This window comes from Cytobacillus praedii, from assembly GCF_001439605.1.
In the GTDB taxonomy this organism is placed as follows: Bacteria; Bacillota; Bacilli; order Bacillales; family Cytobacillaceae; genus Cytobacillus; species Cytobacillus praedii.
The window spans coordinates 265,879-280,128 of sequence record NZ_LMBX01000004.1 but is presented as its reverse complement, the minus strand read 5'-3'; the positions used below and the strand labels follow the sequence as shown (position 1 = coordinate 280,128).

8 protein-coding genes and 1 riboswitch are annotated in these 14,250 nt (G+C 37.7%); of the genes, 2 read left to right on the top strand and 6 right to left on the bottom strand.

The annotated features are described in order from the left end of the window. Window positions 1–427: 427 nt before the first annotated feature. The 3 genes from nagE to ASU02_RS06785 form a co-directional block, all read right to left on the bottom strand. Window positions 428–1,876 (bottom strand): N-acetylglucosamine-specific PTS transporter subunit IIBC, encoded by a 1,449-nt coding sequence (gene nagE, locus ASU02_RS06795; RefSeq protein ID WP_057762280.1) that lies wholly within the window; start codon window positions 1,874–1,876, stop codon window positions 428–430. Window positions 1,877–1,915: 39 nt separating this feature from the next. After that, window positions 1,916–2,746, bottom strand: a complete 831-nt coding sequence (locus ASU02_RS06790; protein WP_057762336.1) for a PRD domain-containing protein — start codon at window positions 2,744–2,746, stop codon at window positions 1,916–1,918. Between the two features lie 61 nt (window positions 2,747–2,807). After that, on the bottom strand, window positions 2,808–3,290 hold the full coding sequence (locus tag ASU02_RS06785; RefSeq protein WP_057762279.1) for a PTS sugar transporter subunit IIA: 483 nt from the start codon (window positions 3,288–3,290) through the stop codon (window positions 2,808–2,810). Between the two features lie 262 nt (window positions 3,291–3,552). Continuing rightward, a riboswitch (cyclic di-GMP riboswitch) is annotated at window positions 3,553–3,635 on the top strand. A 40-nt stretch (window positions 3,636–3,675) separates the two neighbouring features. On the opposite strand from ASU02_RS06785, the gene ASU02_RS06780 reads away from it, so the two are divergent. After that, window positions 3,676–4,848 (top strand): transglutaminase domain-containing protein, encoded by a 1,173-nt coding sequence (locus ASU02_RS06780; protein ID WP_057762277.1) that lies wholly within the window; start codon window positions 3,676–3,678, stop codon window positions 4,846–4,848. 72 nt (window positions 4,849–4,920) lie between these two features. On the opposite strand, the gene ASU02_RS06775 is transcribed toward ASU02_RS06780, so the two are convergent. The 3 genes from ASU02_RS06775 to ASU02_RS06765 all read right to left on the bottom strand — a co-directional run bounded on the left by ASU02_RS06775 (window position 4,921) and on the right by ASU02_RS06765 (window position 11,366). Further along, window positions 4,921–9,363, bottom strand: coding sequence for a collagen binding domain-containing protein (locus ASU02_RS06775; RefSeq protein ID WP_057762274.1), 4,443 nt, complete (start codon window positions 9,361–9,363; stop codon window positions 4,921–4,923). A gap of 16 nt (window positions 9,364–9,379) precedes the next feature. Then, window positions 9,380–9,979, bottom strand: coding sequence for a class D sortase (locus ASU02_RS06770; RefSeq protein WP_057762272.1), 600 nt, complete (start codon window positions 9,977–9,979; stop codon window positions 9,380–9,382). Between the two features lie 253 nt (window positions 9,980–10,232). Next, window positions 10,233–11,366 (bottom strand): response regulator, encoded by a 1,134-nt coding sequence (locus tag ASU02_RS06765; RefSeq protein WP_057762270.1) that lies wholly within the window; start codon window positions 11,364–11,366, stop codon window positions 10,233–10,235. 227 nt (window positions 11,367–11,593) lie between these two features. Here ASU02_RS06765 and ASU02_RS06760 point away from each other — a divergent pair, with 227 nt between their 5' ends. Next, window positions 11,594–13,825, top strand: a complete 2,232-nt coding sequence (locus tag ASU02_RS06760) for a YcdB/YcdC domain-containing protein (protein ID WP_057762268.1) — start codon at window positions 11,594–11,596, stop codon at window positions 13,823–13,825. Window positions 13,826–14,250: the final 425 nt, after the last annotated feature.

Genomic DNA, 14,250 nt, shown 5'->3' with positions numbered 1-14,250 from the left:
GGAACCAATTCACCCTATTGGCGACCATTTTTTTAATTTAGTTGATGTTCGGGAACCAATTCACCCTATTGGCGACCATTTTGATAAATTTAGTTGATGTTCGGGAATCAATTCACCCTATTGGCGACCGTTTTGTTACATTTAGTTGAAGTTCGGGAATCATTTCACCTTATTGGCGACCGTTTTTTCTAAAGCAGTAAAAGTTTAGGAACCAATATGCCTCATTGGGGACCATTTTATTAAATATAGTTGTGGTTCGGGAACCAATGCACCTTATTGGCGACCATTTTGTAAAAATAGTAGTTTTTCAAGAACCAATACTCCAAATTGGTGAAGATTCCCTGATATCTAATACAAATCCGAGAATCCAAACCAACTACACTTCTCCCCTTTGAGCCACATCTCACACATTACGAACTAATCAATCTTACTTCCTCCGAATTCTCTCCACTTCATCCGCAACAAACTGGACATTTGTTCCGATGATCACTTGAATGCTTTGCGGACCAATGACATTGATGCCAGGTACACCGGTTGTTTTAATTTTCTTTTGATCGACTTTATCGACTGTTTCTACCTCTACACGTAAACGAGTGGCACAATAATCAACGGATACAACATTTTCATCTCCGCCGAGTCCATCATAGATAATTGCCGCCATTTCTGAAAATTTATTCGCTGTAGCATTTCCAGTAATACCTTCTTCCTCGTCTTCCATATCATCCCCTCTGCCAGGTGTTTTCAAGTCGAATTTCACGATTAAGAAGCGGAATAGGAAATAGTAAACGAGAGCAAAGCCTAATCCCTGCACTACTAACATCAGTGGCATGTTGGCAATAGGTATGCGCAAACTTAAGGCAAAATCAATAAATCCTGCGCTAAATCCGAAGCCGGCGGTCCATTGGAAGGCAGCTGCAATAAATAAGGAAAGACCTGTTAATGCTGCATGGACGACATATAGAGCTGGTGCTAAGAACATAAAGACAAATTCAATTGGCTCTGTTACACCTGTGAAAAATGAAGCAAAGCCTGCTGCCAGCATTAAAGAAGCAACCATTTTCTTTTTCCCTGTTTTAGCCGTATGGTACATCGCTAATGCTGCCGCTGGTAAACCAAACATCATAATCGGGAAGAAACCTGCTTGATACATGCCCGTTACGCCCTTCTCCCCTGCACTTGCCCAGAAGTTCCCGATATCGTTGATGCCTACTGTATCAAACCAAAAAACTGCGTTTAAGGCATGATGCAAACCAGTTGGAATTAAGAGACGATTGAAGAATCCATAGATGCCTGCACCGGCAGCCCCTAAACTGCTAATCGATTCCCCAAAGGATACCAATCCGCTATAGACTACTGGCCAAATAAAGAATAAAGCTGCTGAGACGACAAGCATGGAGACAGCAGACATAATTGGCACAAGCCGCTTCCCGCTAAAGAATGCCAAGAAGTCTGGCAGTTTTACATGGCTAAATCGATTGTACATCCATGCAGCAATAAGGCCGGAAAGAATACCTATAAATGCATTATCAATTTTCGCAAATGCTGCATTGACACTTCCAGGATCGATTCCTTGTAATAAGGCTACTGTATTCGTCGAAAGCATGGTTGTTACAACTAAGAATGAAATCAGTCCACTTAATGCAGCAGATCCATCCTTTTCCTTTGACATGCCAAGTGCAACCCCAACCGCAAAAAGAATCGGAATATGATCGAGGATCGAACCTCCTGCTTTAATTAAAAAGGCTGCCAATGCATTTCCAGATCCCCAGCCGTCGTGGTCAATCCAATACCCTATCCCCATCAGGATCGCTGCAGCTGGCAATACAGCTACCGGCAGCATGAGCGAGCGACCGAGCCTTTGTAAAAATTTCTTCATAACAGACTCAACCCCTATTCATTTTTTATTAGACATTTTTCAGCTTGTCTTTAACCCCTTCCTTAGGCGCTCGAGATGAAGGGTGATATAGCCTAGTTCTTGTTCAGGAAGGGAGATGCCATGCAGTTTTAGTAAGTCCCGTGCCATTTTTCTTGCATACCTGAATGAGTTCGCAAACTTCTGTTCAAGCATGACAAGCATTTCTTCATCCATCGTGTGAAGTTCAAATTGACTTAATCTCGTTAATGTGAAGTGAAGATGTGAAATTAACCGCTGATAGGAAAGTTTATCCTCTTCCACTGCAACTCCCAAATACCCTTTAATCAGCTGCACCATATCCCTGATAATCACCGTTTGTCGAATCGTCTGACGCAAATCACCTCCTTGCGGTTTCATTGTGTGCAAATGAAGGGCGATAAAGCCCGCTTCATCGATAGGCATCTCCATGCGACATTTTTTCTTTATATGCTTAATTGCCCAGACCCCAATTTCAAATTCTCTTGGATAAAGGATTTTAATTTCATACAATAGCTTGTTATGAATATGAATGCCTTCATTCGTTCTTTCAATCGCAAAGGATAGATGGTCTGTTAGAACGATATGAATATGGTCATTTAACTTCGTCCCCATATACCTTTCCGCATACGTAATGATTTCTTCTGAAATTGTAAAATGTTCCTCTGGGATTCTGCTTAATACTTGCACTAATCTGTCATTCTCCTGCATGACAAAAAGCTTCTCAATTTTCCCGCTAGCCACAATGTCATTCCGTTTCTTGTTAAAGGCAATCCCATTCCCAATCGCAATTTTCTCTCTGCCTTCATCCTGTACGATCACTGCATTCGTATTGAGGATCTTTTTTATCTTGATCGAAAGCTCCTCCTTTCCTATAAAACCAACCTCGCTTGCAGTCCATTTATCTGCGATAAAATCATTTTGGCCCAACGTACATCAGCACGGTTTCACCTATATTACTTTCATTGACATGGGTAATCTCGATTTCTCTGTTTTCACTATTCGTAATTACAATCGGCGTGATTACACTTTTTGCTTTTTCACCTATAGCTTTCCAATCCACCTCCATCAGCAGCTGACCACTAGAAACAGCCTCCCCCTTTTTCACGAGAACTTGGAACCCCTCCCCTTTTAATGAAACCGTTTCCAAACCAACATGAATAAGTACCTCTGTCCCATCCTTTGCACGTATTCCAATGGCATGCTTCGATTCAGCTACAAGGATAATGATTCCTTCGAAAGGAGCATGAACGCCACCTTCCTTAGGTAAAATAGCCACTCCCTCCCCCATCATTTTCTTGCTGAACACAGGATCAGGAACTTGATCCAGTGAAAGCACTTCCCCTTTTAAAGGGGCAAATATTTGCAGTCTGCGTTTCTTGAAATATTTTGATAGCATACGGACTAACTCCTTATATCTCATAATATGGATGCAAGAAACGGAAAAAGGCATGGGGTAATTAAAAGAGGGCTATCTCTTTATGTTTACCACCATGCCTGATCGAATCAGTAACATGTGACCCAATATGAACGGATAAAGTACAGATTACTTATTTATATACATCCAATGATCATCTCATGCTTGTTTTCTAATTTTATTAAAATAAATAAATCTATGATTATTTAGATTACCTACAATATATTGTTATTTTGGTATATAATTCTAGTAACGGCAAATCAATTGAAAGATTGAGACGCAAAGCCACAGGTCTAAGGCAATCGCTATGACGGCTGGGTTACCGTAGTTATTCTGCAAAGAATAAAATCGTAAAGGAGAGTTTCATATGTTAAAAAAGTTTACCTTCGTTTCAGCTTTCATTTTTTCTAACCTCTTTATTCAAGCTTTTCCTGCTTTTGCACAAGAGCAGAATGCGAGCAACATTGTAGACAAAAACACGATCACAGTTTCTGCAGCTGATTCTAAAGCATATAAAGACACCTATAATAATCTATTAACGGCAATTACTAGCTTTAAAGATACAGCTAGCTTCCCATCTCAATCGATCTCTTACAAAAATGTTAGCACGATTATTAATGAAGTATTAGAGGATCATCCAGAAATCTTTTATTTCCAGCATAAAGGAACAACTGCTTATTCAAACGGAAAAATTGAATTAAAATATAAATATCCTGTAAAAAAAATCAAAGAAATGGTCCAGAATCAAGATACAAAGATAAAAAATATTATCAAACAAACAATAAAATCCACTGACTCAGAATTTGACAAGGTGAAAGCCATTCATGATTATATTGTCTTGAATACTGCATATGATTGGGAGAACTTTAAAAAAGGACAAGTCCCTGATGCATCCTATACCGCTTATGGCTTATTGATGAATGGGCAGGCTGTTTGTGAAGGGTATGCCCAAACCATGCAGCTGCTATTAAAGGAAGCAGGAATTGAATCTCACCTGATTACAGGCACGGCAAACGGCGGGGCACATGCATGGAATTTAGTGAAAATAGATGGGAAATATTACTATATAGACTCCACATGGGATGATCCCGTGCCAAACCGTGCTGGTGAAATCAGCTACAAATATTTTCTCACACCAGCCGCTGCATTAAAGAAAGATCATTCTTGGGATGAAAAGCTATTTCCTGCTGCAACGAGTACAAAGTATGCCTATTTTCAGGATATTTTCTCTGCCAAAGAATCTGGTACCTATATCTATTACTCTAATAACAAAGACAACCAAAAGCTGTATAGAATGAAAAAGGATGGAAGCGAAAAGAAGAAACTGCTTAATGTTAGTACACCATACTTTGTTTTAACAAAAAACAATATTTATTTGAGCAATTACTCAAATGGCGGCTATCTTTATCAGGCAAAGCTTGATGGCACGCAATTGAAGAAAATCAACAATACCCATTCAATTGATTTATATATTGAGAAGAATACTGTTGTCTTTACGAATAAAACAACAGGTGCAAAAGGATCTATAAAAATAAATTAGAGCACCAGCAAGTATTTATCAAATAAAAAAGGACAATGATTGGATTGTTATCCTAGTCATTGTCCTCTTATTTTATGATTCTATTTTTCTTCTAGTAAACGCCATTCCTAATCCAATAAGAATCAAAACAATACCCATCAATGGCAAAGTCATATTGGCCTCTTCGCCTGTTTGTGGAAGTACTTTTCCATTCCCTAGATTAGACTGATTCGATCCGCCAATTTGGTTTCCTTGGTTTGGATTGTTTGAATTGTCCGGGTTTCCTGGGTTATCAGAAACGCCTGGATTATTTGGATTGCCTGGGTTTCCTGAATCTCCTGGGTTATTCGGATCTCCCGGGTTACCTGGATTTCCTGGGTTATCTGGATCTCCTGGGTTGCCCGGTTCTCCTGGGTTACCTGGTTCGCCTGGCTTGCCTGGTTCTCCCGGCTTACCCGGTTCTCCCGGCTTTCCTGGTTCTCCCGGATTACCTGGTTCGCCTGGCTTGCCCGGTTCTCCTGGATCACCAGGACCTCCTGTACTAGGCTTATAATTCTTAACCGTTACTTCTTTCTTTTCAGCATCTAGCTTTACTGCCTTATTTTCTGATGCTTTTTGAATCACATACCCTGCAGGTGCCTTAACCTCTTTTAATACATAGTTATCAAAGGCTAAGTTTTCAAAAATTGCTTTTCCTTCTGCATCCGTCGTTTTCTTTGCGACTAGTTCATTCTTGCTGTTGTAAAGCTCAAATTCTGCTCCCTCTAGCGGTTTATTCGTTGAACCATCGACTTTTAGGACTGTGAAACTGCCTATGCCTCTTTCATTTTCTTTTGTTACCTTTACGATAGAGGTTTGGTCTTTCTTAATTGTGAATGTTACCGGTGTATCGTCTAGTAAGTAATGCTCTGCTGCCTGAATTTCAACAAATTGATAGTCGCCCGGTTCTAAGTTGTTGACAATAATTTTGCCGCTTTCATCCGTAACATGTGTGCTTACTTTGACAAAATCTGCTCCATTTTTTCGTTGGAGTTCGAATTCTGCTCCTTGGAGTGGAGTTGATTTGTCCGCTTTATCTACTTTAGTAAGTTCTACGGCTTGATGGATTTTGGCATTTTTAATTGTCAGAGTGGCTTCTGGCTTTTCAATTTTAACAACTTGCGTGCCGTTGATTCCTACAACATACCCTTCAGGAGCACGATCTTCTTTTAGGAGATATTCGCCGTAAAGAAGCTTTTCAAACTTAACCTTGCCCTCTTCATTCGTGGTTAGTGTTTTAATCACTGCACCGCTCACTTCATCAATTAAGGAGAAAGTAGCCCCTGCAAGAGTTTTTGTATCATCACTTGCATCTAGCTTTACTATTTCAAGACTGCCTACTTCCCCTGTTCCAGTACCTAGACCTGTTGTTCTTTTAACTTCAACTGAGGAACTAGATTTTGTTGTTTCCGTAGTAATTTGTGCACCAGTGAACTCGATATCGTTATTTACCTTATCTCCAACCTTCGCAAGAATAAGAGATTGATACTCTAATATATAAGGTTTGTCGATATCCTCTTTGAAAGCTAGTTCAAAGCCGCCATTGATAAATTCGAGTGTATAATCCACATCCTTCACTAACACTGCACCTTTTGTTACTGCACCGTTTTCAGCTACAGTAGTCGCATACAGATGGAAGGATTGCTCGAGAAGTGTTTGGTTTTCGGTCGGTGTATCTATCAGTTTTACATTCGATACTTTAGATTGGCCGAAATTAATTCGAACCTTCCAATCAATAATTTTCCCATTTTGTGTTCCCGACTTTTTCGTATACTCTCCGCCATTCGGTATGGAAACACTTGCGGTTAAATCAGTTACTTTAGCCGTACCATCATAAAGAGTAGCTGTATTTTCGTACGCACCTTTAATTAATTGATTTTCTAGGCTTGTCTTATACTCGATTAAATAGGCAGAGTCGATTTCATGCAGAAATTCAACCTTGAAACCAGGTTTTCCAGTTGGATCCCATTTAACCGTATAGTCTGTATTTTCAATAGCTGTTTCTCTTTTTGTTCCATTTGCTTCACCTGTTAAGGTCATTTTGTATACCTTTAAGGATTTTTGATCTATTACTTGGTTCCCAAGAATTTCATCTTCTACAGATGCATTTGTTAGTGTTTTAAGATTATAGTTAATCCCAACATTCCATGTAATTTCTTTGGTAACGGCATTGTATGAACTATTTTTGAAGCCGTTCGATTTAGTATAAGAATCCGGCTCGAACTTAGCAGTTGAATCTTTTGTTTGGCTCTTCCCTTGTTCATCAATCCATGTGATTACTGCCGTATTGTCTAAAGAGTTAAGACTAGTATTCTTTCTAGCTTCATAATTGAAAGAAGTTTGAAAGTCGATACGATGTGGTTTGTCTATATCGTGTAAAAACTCAATTACAAACCCCGCATTATCATTATTCACTAATCGATAATCCTCGTCGATTTTCAACTCTTTTTTTGATGAATCAGTAATTTTGAGTGTATCTGGAAGTAATTTTAACCCTTCATTTGTAAAACTATCAGTTATTTTTACATTTTTCATTAGGTAGCTGTCAATATTGATATCGATGCTCCAAGTGGTTGTTTTCTTCCCATAATCTGTTTGTGGATGATTTTTATAATGCTTCTTGTATATAATTTGCTGATAAATGGTTCTTTTTCCAGTAGCTTTTTCTTCGCCAGCCTCAACATCGTTTGTAATCTCTGCTGAAGAGAATACACGGTCAGTTGCTTTTGTCTTATAAGTTATTTTATAAGCATGCTGAATATCCTGATTGAACTGGAGCTCAAAACCATTTTTACCGTCTTTAGCTTTAGGAGTGAGAGTATAACCGGTAAAATCCTCTCCGGCACCTGATTCATTTCCATTACTATCAATCGTTATTTTTTTCACAGTAAAAGATCCGTCCACTAAATCCTGGGTGTCATTAAAGTAATCTTTCAACAATGCGTCTGCCTGTTTAATCGACTTCTCATTGTAGTTATATTTTATTTCCCAAGTAATGATTTGTTTGCCTTGATCATAAGCGGTCGAACTCTTTGCTAACGCAGCTCCTCTTTTCACCCCAATGGATGCTGTTGCTTTTTGAGGAGTGAATCCATCTCCTGAGAGAGTTGCCGTATTATCAAATTTCACCATATCTTGGTCAATAATCTTTGTCGTGTAAACTACTCGATAGGCTGTTGATATATTCCCAAGGCTGACAGAAAAGTCTTTTCCCTCTGCTTGACCAATTGTAAATCCAGATGCAAGCTCTTCTCCTTGTGTAACAGTACCATTTAAAAGAGTGATTAATTTATATACTTTAATCGAGCCTTTATCAAACTTTTGACCGTCTTGAATCGGGTCACTGAGAACTGCATTTGAAATACTATCTAAACTTTTATTAAAGTCTACAGTCCATTCAACTGTTTCAGTGTTATACGCTTTGTTTGGTATCCCTTTTTTATCAATTGTTGAGCCGCTTGGGTGGAAGGTTATTGGGATATCAACGGATTCCTTCCCAGCAATCGGTGTGACAGTTACCTTCTTGTCTTCTGTTACAACAACGGTTTCACTTATTTTTGAAAGCACTTCAATCGTTCCGCTTATATTTGAGTGGTTTTCAATGAAGCTGTTAAAAACAACTGTCACTTCCCCATTCATATTCACATTGAATGTTCCAATCGTATTCGTATCAAATTTCAGCGGTTCATTATTGATTGCTTCATATACTTTCAGTTCGGATGGAAGATTAAATGTAAATGTTGCTCCATCCTTATAGCTATGCCCGTCTTCAAGCTTCCACGTATAATCCACTTTAATTATGGAGTTACGGTCCACACTTCCAACCACTTCTGAGCTTGTTTCACTTTTAAAATAAGTTAGTTTCGCGCTTGTCAAAATGTTTTCTGTGATAACCGAACTTCCACTTTGTAGAAGTCCTTTATTGTTCTCGTTTATCTTGTTCCCATCTTTTATATCATCATCTTTAACTTGGCCAGTCTTATCAGTCGTTTCTTGCCCTGCTCTTGCTTCACCTTCTTCAGTTCCAGTACCCTTATCAACTGTATTTCCTTCAATTCCAGAGGCTGCATCCTGAGCTGAGGTTTCTTCCGTTGGCTGATCAGTCACTGCAGCACTCTTTGCTGCAAATTCCATGCTTCCTGATCCACTGCTCTTTTGCCCTTCAATAATGGTGACAGTAATGGTCCCATCTGTTGATACTTTGTAAGAACCAATCGTTTCCCCGTTAACAAGTAAACTACCCGTTTGTTCCAATTCGATTGTCACGTCAGACGGGACTTGGAAAGTATATGTACCTCCTTTTCCTTCTTCGCCTGCTTCAAAATTCCAATCAAATCTTACTTTTGCCTTGGATTTATCCGCTGCATCCGCTTCAATCACTGCGTTAGTTAGCGTAAATGACTGCTCCGTTCCTGAATTTGCACTTGCTGCCAACGGAGAGATGAAACTACTGACAATCAATAGAATCATCATTGAAATGAGACTAAACTTCTTCATGTAACTCTCCTTACTTTCAGCTTTTATTTTTTAACTTTGCCTGTACAATAAGGCGATCTGTGGGATTTTTTTTGCCTATGGGTGTACAAGTTACGAGAGTAAGGAAGGGCTCCTTTTGATCATTTAGCACCTCAACCTCTGAACGATCGACAACAAATTTCTGGACGATGACAAATTCATATGTACCAGTCTTCGTTTCTACTATGATTTCATCGTTATGTGAAAGCTCATCAAGCCGGTTAAATTGCTTGCCAAATGTTGTTGAACGGTGCCCGGCAATTCCAACATTATTTATTCCAAATTCCTTGTCTGGTTCAATCATCCCTGTGCCTTTTTTCAGCGGGACTTTCCCAGCGCCTTCAAATATCAGCATTTCCAGGTCAATTTTTGGAATATGGATAATCCCTCTTGCCCCTTCTAAAAGCTCTATTTGCTTTTGATTTTCTTGAACTTCTATCGAAGGCTCCTGCTCTTCATACTCATTTGCATCACCCAGCTGCTTGAAGGTTTGTATCAGTTTCTCCTGTTTCGTATCTGCAGCTTCCTTTTCAATTTGAGGATAAAAGAGTAAAAGGAAGCCTGCCGATATAAATACAAAGCTCCATACAAAACGCAATGTTAATCCCCTTCCTAGTGTTTTTTTTCTCTTAAACGATCTTCTCCTTTCCTTTCTCTTTCTATCGATTTTGTCCTGTGGTTTCTCGTTTTGGCCTTTCTCTTCAACAGAAGCTAGTTATTTACTATTACAAACTTAATTATGAAAAGAAATGCCCATTCAATAATAAACTTCCAATTCTGAACAAATTCTGAACTTTTACCCATATATACTTAATAAGTACAAAAACAAAAAACCACTCATCTCTAAATAACTAAGAGTTAAGTGGTTTTAACCTATCAAAATATTTATTATATAGACCCTCTAATTTGCATGGTACTTCTATTCCTAAGTCAGATTCGAATATATTCTTAATTTCCCCATACAAGGTTTGGAGTTTTGGAAAATTATTCAGTTCCCCATAATAATTCATTAACTTGAACAAATACGTTTCATTATATGTATCCAGCTGAAGCAATTTTTCAAGACTAGCCTCTACTAAATGATTATTCTTCTGATTATGAATCGAATCTGTTATAAAGTGATCAAGATAACATATTAATGATTCCCTTAGCGTCAGTTGCTGCTGAATAGCCCATGAATACCCATCTTCCTCTAAATAGTCGCCTGTATACAATTCAAGTACCCTTGCGACATTTTCCGAAATCACTGCATCCGATTGAACTAATTCCTGCAATTCTTGAACATCACTAGTTAAAGGAAAAGATAGAACGTATTGATCATTTAATAGAGTGACAGGCTTTTCTATTCCGGTTTCTTTTAATGTTTTTCTCAACTGATAAATAGTCGTATGCAGCAAAACCATTGCCTTGCCTGCATCCATATTTGGCCAAAGCTCTTCAATAATTTTTGCCTTATGGACAGGCTGATCTTTGTTATGCCAAAGATAGATAAATAATTCTTTGACCTTTTTCGTACGCCATTTAACAGGATTATGCTGAAAATCAATTAGCCGAAATTTACTCATTGTATAAGCATGGAGGGATTCTCTTGGCTGGACTGTAGAGGTGTTTTTAAGTTTATATATTTCTATTCTTTTTCTTGCTTTTAAAATCGCTTTGTTTAACCGATTAAAATTTACAGGTTTCAATAAATAGTCCATTGCATCAACCTCAAAAGCATCCAATGCAAATTGAGGATAAGCAGTAACAAAAATAATCTCAATATTATCGAGTACTGCTGTAATTTTTTCGGCAAATTTAATACCATGCGTGCTTCCCATGTTTATATCCAGAAAAATTACATCTACTTGTTTCTCCTTGATATTTTGAAGTGCGCTTTCAGGGTTTTGGTACTTTCCAACTATCTCGATGCCATCAATCTTGTTTAATAAACTTTCTAACATATCTAAAGCAAGCTTTTCATCATCAATTAACAAAACTCGCATTTTTTATCTCCTTTGCATTCCAAATGCATACAAAGTTTCAATACTATTATACTAATCTTAATTTCTTACTAACTAATTGTAAATATATACTAATCACTAAATTGATAATAATTATCAATAAAACGTCACAAATGTTCGAATATTTCTGATGTTATTCCCATTCCTTCCCACAACTACCTAAATATAGGATATAATTAGCAGGAATGCTAAATATTAGGAGGGGTATTTTGAAGAAATTAAAGAATCTCGGAATAATCACACTTTCTACTGGTTTGTCGATTGGAATTTTTGCACCAGGAGTAAGTGCATCATCCTTTGGAAATGAGAATCCAAACACTGCGCCGCAAATTCAGATTGCCCAGTCAGAAAAGGTTGTTTCGAAAACTGAGCTAATCAAGAAATTTAGAGAGTTTTTCCCGCAATTTTCATTTTTAACTGATAGTGACTTCCATTTGGGGACAGGCTTTCAATATCCTGGTGATGACACCATCCGACATGACTTAAGCTTTCAGAAAAAAGTGAACGGAAAGAATCTATATGGAAACATTGGCTTTATTGGGGATAACTTAGAGATTGAAAATTTCTATTATGAACCAGTCAACGCAGAGGATGCCCTATTTCCAGCAAAATTAACAAAAGAAAAAGCTCAAGAAGCGGCACAAGCATTTCTAAAAAAGTTCCCTAATAGCAGTGAATACCAGCTTAATAAAGACCTCATCGATTATTTTCCAGGTAATCAAGTACTTACAGAACCTATCCGTTATACATTCTCCTTCGTAAAGACAAAAAATAAAGTTCCGATTTCAGACCAAACTATTCAAATTACTGTGCTTGGCAATGGTGAGATTAGCAACTTCTACCGCAACTCAGGCAGCCTTAATTCACCATCTTATGATGATGCAGCAAAAGTCCTGTCTAAGGATGAAGCAGTGAAGAAGATTAAAGAGAATCTTACGTTCGATTTGCAGTACAGTATAGAAGCGGATTACCGAACAGGTAAAAAACACGTAAACCTTGTTTATTTGCCAACAAATAACGTAATCGGTATCCACGCACTTTCTGGTGAGTGGCAAAAATTAAACGGCTTTTCTCCTGAACTTTCAAAGGAAAGGAAAATTGAACACATCGTCACTCAGCCGCTCGCACCAAAGCATACTAATTTCTCCTTGAGCGATGCGAAAGCTTTTGCTCAAGAACTGCTCAAAATTAATTCAGATGAGATTAAACTAAATATCCAATCGATTGATGAAAGAAAAAATCATAATGGCCAAGAAGTGTTTGCCATTCAATATATGTATGAACACAAAAATGGCGGAACAGGAACTGACCTGGAACTAGATAAACGTACAGGAGAAATTATTCAGTACCATAACATCCAGAATGATGTACTCAGAGAGAATAGCCTAAGCAAAAAAAATGGTCAAGCTATATCTAAAGAGGATGCACTAAAACAAGCCGTAACGTATTTAAAACAGTATTCCCCATCTTATCTTCATAACTATGCAATGCCGATGGGGGAAACTTTCTATGATGAGGAAAATGAAACCTATCATTTCAACTTTCCAAGAGTTGTAAATGGAATTCTTGTAAATGGGGATCAGCTTTCGGTTTCAATTGCGTCTGATGGCTCACTGCTTAATCTAAATGTTAATCAGTCTACTATTCAAAATTGGCCAGCCACTGATAAAGTCATTTCAAAGGAAAAGGCACAAGCAAAATTCTTTGAGCAATTAAGCCTAAATCTTAGTTATGTAAGAGAAGGTCATAGCAAAAAATATAATCACTATCATCTTGTATATACACCTGAATTTAACAAAAATCCATTTAGCTATTTAAATGCACTCACAGGCGAGTGGAATCATACGTTTGAGACTAGTAAAGGAAAAATTTCCCACCCACGAGCAGAAAAAGAGTTAAACTATCTTATCCAATCAGGCATAATCGATGTGAAGGATATAAAAACATTTAATGCAGATGCAAAGGTTACAAAAGGGGCTGCCCTTGAAGTAATTATGAAGTCTCTCACTCGATTCTATAACGACTATTACCCTGGCAGACCAAATACAAGTCAATCATTTGATAATATCAAACCTGATCACCCATTATATCAAATCGTTGAACGTGCGGTTTCACTCGGAATACTTAAAAAAGAAGGAACAACCTTCAATCTTGATGAGCGCCTAACAAGAGAAGAGTTAGCAGTTTGGTATATTCGTATATTAGAACTTGAACAAGCAGCCAAAAATCAAGGGATCTATCAGCTGAAATTTGCGGATGCCAAAGATGTAAAGACCGAAAATATTGGCTATGTGGCATTGGCACAATCATTGGGATTATTAACAACAACAAATAACAAATTCAATCCTAAGCAAGAAGTGACATATGCTGATTTAGCCCTATCAGTTATTCCTTTAGCACATGAGGCATATAAAAAAGGATTAGAATTTTATAGTTTTTAAGATATGATGAACCAGGCGAGTATCCACCCGGAAAATGGGCGGATACTTTTTTTGTACAGTGAATGGATGCTAGCATGGGTCAATTCTTTAGACTAACTCCTTTAATCGTTTCATTGCCGAGTGAAAAAGTAGCATCCACTGTCATTTATATTTTCTTCGTTTACACCTACTATTTCTATTTTATTCGAATATGATTCCCCTCTTTTTTTATCAATTTATCTACCATTTTTCAGTTAATATCCAAATTTCATATATTCCAGATATGTTTAAGTACTTTTATCTAGCAGCTTTTTGATTTTATCTAGCATTTCGATTATTCATCAGCAAATTTTCATTCTTTTTCGGACTTATCGAGCATTTTTCTGAAGTTATCTAGTACTTTTTATTTTTTATCTAACAGCTTTTTGATTTTATCTAGCATTTCG

Excerpts from the sequence above, each read along its gene's own strand:
- ASU02_RS06785 (WP_057762279.1), bottom strand. The coding sequence starts at position 3,290 with ATGCTATCAAAATATTTCAAGAAACGCAGACTGCAAATATTTGCCCCT.
- ASU02_RS06775 (WP_057762274.1), bottom strand. The coding sequence starts at position 9,363 with ATGAAGAAGTTTAGTCTCATTTCAATGATGATTCTATTGATTGTCAGT.
- ASU02_RS06765 (WP_057762270.1), bottom strand. The coding sequence starts at position 11,366 with ATGCGAGTTTTGTTAATTGATGATGAAAAGCTTGCTTTAGATATGTTA.
- ASU02_RS06780 (WP_057762277.1), top strand. The coding sequence starts at position 3,676 with ATGTTAAAAAAGTTTACCTTCGTTTCAGCTTTCATTTTTTCTAACCTC.
- nagE (WP_057762280.1), bottom strand. The coding sequence starts at position 1,876 with ATGAAGAAATTTTTACAAAGGCTCGGTCGCTCGCTCATGCTGCCGGTA.